The organism is Thermohalobaculum xanthum (genome assembly GCF_016623495.1).
Taxonomy (GTDB): Bacteria; Pseudomonadota; Alphaproteobacteria; order Rhodobacterales; family Rhodobacteraceae; genus Thermohalobaculum; species Thermohalobaculum xanthum.
Map to the genome: position 1 here is coordinate 1 of NZ_JAEHHL010000018.1, position 6,319 is coordinate 6,319.

Here is a 6,319-nt window from a genome sequence, read left to right on the forward strand (position 1 = left end):
CCTGAAGGTCGCAGGTTCAAATCCTGCCCCCGCAACCAAATATCCCATACAGCACAATACCTTACGCCCCACGCCCCGTGGGGTATCCAGATACGCGCCCGCCAGGTCAACACCAGGTCAACAAAACGGCCGAAACCTGGGCGCGAGAAGGGTGCTGCGAGGAACACCCCATCCTCTGCATCGGTGAGACCTTTTTCTAACGCTGCGTAGATCGTCCTGACAGATTTCCACGTCAGAGGCGTTCGGCCTAAAGACGTCGCGACAAGTTCTTGATACTCGTCAAGGCATGACACCCTTTATCGACCTTGGGCGGCGGTTTCGCGACCTCACGCCAAAAGAGCTAGAAGATTCAGACCTCCTCGCGTCCCTCAGAGAGCATGATTTGGGGCCCGATGTCGGTTGGGCAGATCTGCTGCGGCACAGCCGCGTGGTCCTCCTCGCAGAAGCGGGTGCCGGCAAGACCCGAGAGATGGTCGAGCAAGCGAAACGGTTATCGAGAGAAGGGCGGTTCGCGTTCTTCGTGGCCCTTGAGTCCCTCGACCGCGACCCGCTGCACGACCTCCTATCGACCACGGATGAAGCGAGGTTCGAAGCTTGGAGGGCGGACGGCGATGCGCCTGCCTGGTTCTTTCTCGATGCGGTCGATGAATTGAAGCTGACAGAGGGCAAGCTCGATCGGGCACTCTTGCGACTGTCGAAATCCATCAGTGCGCATCTTGGTCGGGCTCGGGTCGTCATCTCATGTCGCCCAACCGACTGGCGCGCAAATCTCGATCTGGCGATCGTGGAGGAGCGACTACCTGTGCCCGAACGGAGCGCGGGAGCGTCGTCGCAGACGGCCGAGGACGCGTTCATTGAAACCCTGAGGCGAGATCGGGGTGAAGCCGCCTCCCAAGGCGACGCAGATGAGCCCGAAGCATCAAGCGCGATCCGCACCGTAACTATGCTGCCGATGAGCGATCGGCAGATCAGACTCTATTCCGAACAGTCCGGCGTACACGACGCGACCGCCTTTCTGTCGGAGGTAAGTCGACAGAACGCTTGGACCTTCGCGCGTCGTCCCCTTGATCTGGGCGAGCTCATAGAGACGTGGAGGAGTTCAGGACGGCTTGGCACCCGCGCTCAACAGCACGAGGCCAATGTCACCGCCAAGCTGAAGGACGATCCGGCCCGTCGTGACCGAGGCGTCCTTACCGATGCCCAAGCCCAGGTTGGCGCCGAGCGCTTGGCGCTTGCGCTCGCGCTCACCCGCACGCGTATTCTTCGGACCCCAGACCAACCAATCGATCGTTCGCGCGACGAGGGCGTGCTCGATCCCGCCGCGAACCTTCGGGATTGGACAGAAGACGAGCGCCAGGCACTTCTCCGACGGGCACTCTTTGATCCTGCTACGTACGGGCGCGTTCGGTTCCACCATCGTTCGGTGCAAGAGTACCTCGCGGCTCAACGCTTGAAAACACTTCGCGAGAAGGGAATGTCCACCAAGGCGCTGTTCCGCCTTCTGTTTGCAGAGCGCTACGGCGTCAAGGTGGTCTTTCCTTCAATGCGGGCCATCGCTGCGTGGTTGGCGCTCTGGGACGATTCTGTGCGGCAAGAGCTTACAAGGCGCGAACCAGAAGCACTGCTCTCGCTCGGGGACCCAGAGTCACTTAGCATCAGCGCGCGCGCCCAGCTCCTGAACGCCTTCGTTGACGCCTATGGTGAAGGCGGCTGGCGCGGCCTGGACCTTCCCGTAGATGAGATTCGTCGACTATCGCACCCCGAGCTGGCGCCCAACGTGCGAAAGCTCTGGGGTGATGGACCGATCAACAGTGACGTTCGAGGGCTCTTGATCGAAGTGATCCGGCAGGGTCCGATCGAGAGCTGCGCCGACCTGGCGCATAGTGCGGCGTTGAATGTCGACTGGGACGACTACCACCGAATTGCCGCGGTTCGAGCGCTGATCGCGTGCGGCAAGGAGCAAATCGTTCGCGAAATCGCTGAGGACGTTCTCGCACGCCCAGAATCTTGGCCAGACAGGGTGGTCCACGGCCTGGCCACAAAGCTCTTTCCCGCCTTCGTCGACGTCGATGAGCTGATCGAGTTGATGGAGCGGTCTCGTGAACCGAAGCGAACCATCGGCGGATTTGCCTGGGCTACCCGCGAGATCGTGGAAGCACTCGACCAATCTTCGGCACTTGCTGGTAAACTGCGCGATCGGATGGCTGACCTCATCTGGCGTGGGCGCAGGGCAATACCCCAGAATGACTGCATACGAAGTAAATTCGATCACCTCGCGGCCGCGCTCGCAAAGCTGTGCGAGCGACAGCTGGGCGCGACTACAACGAGTGTTGATCCGGCGCTGATCCGGGCCTGCGTCATTGCCTCGCGCTTTGGCGGAGATGAAACCGGTCGCCGTGAACCCATCGGCAAATTGCGAGCGCATACTGAAAGCAAAGCCGAGCTCCGGAGCGCCGCCTTCTGGGCGGAACTCGCCTTCATGGACGAGATCAGGCCGACGAGGGACGATTGGCATCGGTACTTCAATGCCGAAAATGAGAGTCTCATCGGCCACCTCACAGAAAATGACCGGCTTTGGCTCGAGGCGGCTGTCGTCGATGATACCAAACCGGAACGACGTACCGTTGCGCTTCATGCGCTCATCCAACTCTGGCATCAGCGTGGAAGGGTAGCAGCGGAACGGGATGCGCTGCGTGCACTGGTGAATGGGGACGCCATTCTGGAGGAACTCCTGAAGACCCGGACCTCCCCCCCGCCACGGAACATGCAGTCGGAAGCGCTAAAGCGAAAGTCAGATAAGGAAAAACGCAAGCGGGCGGCGCGTGAGGCTCAACGTCTCAAAGATTGGCAAATCTGGCGTCAGAAATTGCTCGCTGACCCTGCCGAGGCTTTCTCTCCCGCGAAGCAGTCGACAACTATTGCTAATCTCTATTCTTGGCTTCGCTCGCGGGGAGGAAGCGGAGGCCGCTATGATGTGTGGGACAAGGCAGCCTTACTTCAGGCCTTCGGGTCCGAAGTGGCCGAGCGGGCCGAGGAGGCATTCAAATCCCATTGGCGAACTGTCACGCCGCAACTCCCAAGTGCGCGGCCAGAGGAGGAGCGTAACACCACGCCCTATAGTTGGATCTACGGACTGTGCGGCGTGTCGGCTGAAGCCGACACGCCGAGTTGGGCCGTTGCCCTATCGCATTGTGAAGCTCGCCTTGCGTCCGCTTATGCGACCTTGGAACTGAACGGCTTTGCCTCCTTCGTCTATGATTTGGTTGCGGCGCACCCTGTGGCAGTGGACGAAGTGATCGGCGGTGAGCTGACCGTGGAGATTACCAGCGGGGGAGATCCTACAACTCTCCCGATGCTTCAGGATCTGGCCTACGCTGAGGAAGCCCTGAAGCGCCTGCTCCTCCCGCGTCTCCTTGCAGTTCTGCGCGCGTGGCCGAGCCGCTTCTCTGAGGAATCAGGCCCAAGGTGGGCCCATCACTTGGAACACGTGCTGCGTATCCTCGGCGAAGTCGCCGGCGAAACGAATCGTCAATGCGTCGCTCAGGAGTGCGAGACGCGCTACGCGGCCGAACCCACCGGGCCATTGGCACTCGTCTGGCTCCGGGGTCTATTTCGGCTGGACGCGGAACGGGGCACTGAAGTCGTGGCGCAGAGCTTGGCTTCCGACAACCATCCGGAAGTGCGCGCGCGCGCGATCGCAACCTTCGCTGGCTTGTTCGGCGAACGCGAAGCGGTCCTGTTCGAGATCAAGGATCCTGGCAAGCGCGCCCGCGCTCTCGGTAACCTCGTGCGCAGTGCATATGCGTTCATCCGGCGGGAGGACGATCATACCCATGAGGGGATGTACTCGCCCGACACCCGCGACCAAGCGGAAACCGCACGGAACTTCCTGCTCTCCACTCTCTTAGATACCCCGGGGCCTGAGGCGCGGCGCGTCGTTCTCGAACTTGCCGCCGAACCCGATTTCGCGCACTTCCCCGATCGTTTGCGGCTCTTGGCACGCCAGCGCACTGCCCTTGATGCAGAGTTTCCGCCCTATGAAGCCACGGCCATTGCGGACCTCGATAGCCGCTATGAATTGCCTCCGCATGATAGGGATGGGCTGTTCACGGTGATGTTGGACCGTCTCGAAGACCTTGCGCATGACTTGGCACATTACGACTTCACGGACCGCAGAACGCTCCGAAGCATCACAGACGAGGCAGAGATGCAACGAACGCTGGCGTGGCGCCTCGACGCTCGATCAAACGCAGCATATACGGTGACGAGAGAGGATGAGGTTGCCGAACAGAAGCGAACGGATATTCGGCTCTCTGCCGTGCGTGGGGATCAAAAGGCGGTGATCGAGGTGAAGATAGCGGACGCGCGCTGGTCGGTTTCCGATCTTGAGCGTGCGCTGCGCAATCAGCTCGTTGGGCAATACTTGCGACATGAGTTGTGCAAGGCGGGGTGCCTCTTGCTCACGTATGATGGAAAGAAGAAGTACTGGATAAATAAAGATACGAGAAAGCGGATACGATTTGCGGAACTCATCGGGTATCTCAGCGAACAGGCCAAGGCCATTGAGGCTGAACAGTGCAGTGAATTGCGGCTATCCGTCTTTGGACTTGACTTGACCGATCCCCATCTTCCCGCCGCGCATCGCTAAAGGATAAACGGCAGATCGAGGCCGACGATGGTCACCGACTGCATCCTCGGAGCTGAGCTCGCAGGACGACGTATTCGCTCAACAAGTCTTCGATGGCCGATCCCTCCGGTAGCAGCTCCAACTCCGCCGCCGCCCGCTCCCGAAACCCCTGATCGTATTCCACCACCGGCGGACAGACGCAGACTGCCGGGGCCTCAGAACCGCCCGTCGCGCAGCCGGCGAGCGAGATCATCGCGATCGCGAGGCCGATCCGCGGCAGCCTCCAACATGCGGCGCTGAACTTCATTGGTTCTCTCCATGGTCTCGAGGCGTTGGGCCAGCCGGCCCGCGCGCTCGCCGGCGCGGCGGAGGTTCAGCAGGAACAGAAGGAGGGCGCCGGCGAGGGCGGCCCAGGCCATCGCCCGGGCGGCGAGCCGCGATCCGGCGACGAGGCTGACGAGCCCGCCGATCATCGCCGCGCCTTCTTCCAGTCGTCGAGCCGGGCATAGATCGCGAGCCCGATCCCGGCGATCGCGAGCGCGATGAAGGCCCAGCGCAGGCCGTCGAGGTAGGGCACCAGCTGCTCGAGCGCGCCCTGCGTTTCGGCCAGGATCTCCTCGGCGACCTCGACGCCGGCCGCGCCGATCGTCGCGACCCCGGCCGTGCCGCCGCCCTTCATGGTGCGACTTGTCGCGAGCCGCTCGCGCGCCGGCGGGGGCTCGGTGGCGAATGGCGTCGGCCGCGCCGGGAACGGCTCGCCCCAGCGCCGGACGGGGCCGAGATCGATATGCATGAACCCGGAGCGCGGATAGGTGCCGAAGCCCTGGAAGCCGACCGCCCGCGCCGCGGCCTCGAAGGCGCCCGGATCGTGGTTCGCCATGGCGATGTCGAAGGCGGTGCCGTCCATGTGCTTCGAGGCCGGCGCGCCGCCGACGGCGCGGTTGTGCTCGGGGCTGCGATAGGCCGAGCGGACGATCAGCGGCTTCTTCAGCCGGTCGCGCAGCGCCTGCAGGCGGTCGGGTGCTGGCAGACTAATGCGAACCAGTCTCAGTTTGCCCGCAATCGCAGGAACCTAGGCGGAACAGAGCTGCCGCCATTCCTCGAGAGCGGCGGTTCTCTTGAGCTTGAAGATGTTCCTGCTGGAGAGGCTGCGTTCCTGGTTGAAGTGGTTGTGGACGGAAGAATGGACAGCGGCGAAGGTCTGCAGACTTCGCATTCGCCGGAAGCGGAGCATCGCGCGCTCCCGTCTTCGCAGTGGCAGGTGTGAGTTCTCGACACGGTTGTTCAGCCATCGCCCCGTCGACTGGAGATCTTCCCCACCAAGCTCGCGTAGCGCTGCACGGTACGATGGCAGCCGGTCGGTAACGATCTCCTGCGACCGGCCGTAGCGGCGCATCAATTTCCGGAGGAATTTCAATGCCGATTTCTTGTTGCGGCGCTTGGTGACGATGGCTTCGAGCATCTCGCCCTCGTGGTCTACCGCCCGCCACAGGTAGTGTCGCTCGCCGTTAATCTTCACGAAGACCTCGTCGACGTGCCATCGACAGTTCGAGAAGGCGCGCAGTCTGTCGATGCGCCTGCGCCTGATCTCAGCTGCGAACATCGGCCCGAACCGATGCCACCAGAACCGGATCGTCTCGTGGCTGACGTCGATGCCGCGTTCGTGCAGCAGGTCCTCGACGTTCCTAAGCG

Annotated in this window: 3 protein-coding genes and 1 pseudogene; 1 reads left to right on the forward strand and 3 read right to left on the reverse strand. The window is 62.2% G+C overall.

The genetic code is table 11. The features are described from left to right. Nucleotides 1-286: 286 nt before the first annotated feature. The gene (locus tag H0I76_RS19030) at nucleotides 287-4,648 is read left to right on the forward strand and encodes an NACHT domain-containing protein (protein ID WP_200613717.1); all 4,362 of its coding nucleotides are present in this window, start codon (nucleotides 287-289) and stop codon (nucleotides 4,646-4,648) included. Between the two features lie 194 nt (nucleotides 4,649-4,842). Here the strand turns inward: H0I76_RS19030 and H0I76_RS19035 are convergent, their stop codons facing one another. The 3 genes and pseudogenes from H0I76_RS19035 to H0I76_RS19045 form a co-directional block, all read right to left on the reverse strand. Beyond that, complete coding sequence (locus H0I76_RS19035) at nucleotides 4,843-5,100, reverse strand: hypothetical protein (protein ID WP_200613718.1); 258 nt, start codon at nucleotides 5,098-5,100, stop codon at nucleotides 4,843-4,845. Next, nucleotides 5,097-5,651 (reverse strand): annotated as a pseudogene (locus H0I76_RS19040) (YcbK family protein); the annotation flags it as partial. The pseudogene H0I76_RS19040 and the gene H0I76_RS19035, both read right to left, overlap by 4 nt. A gap of 48 nt (nucleotides 5,652-5,699) precedes the next feature. Beyond that, nucleotides 5,700-6,319 (reverse strand): IS6 family transposase (locus tag H0I76_RS19045; protein WP_200613721.1); only part of this gene is annotated, 620 nt, incomplete at its 5' end.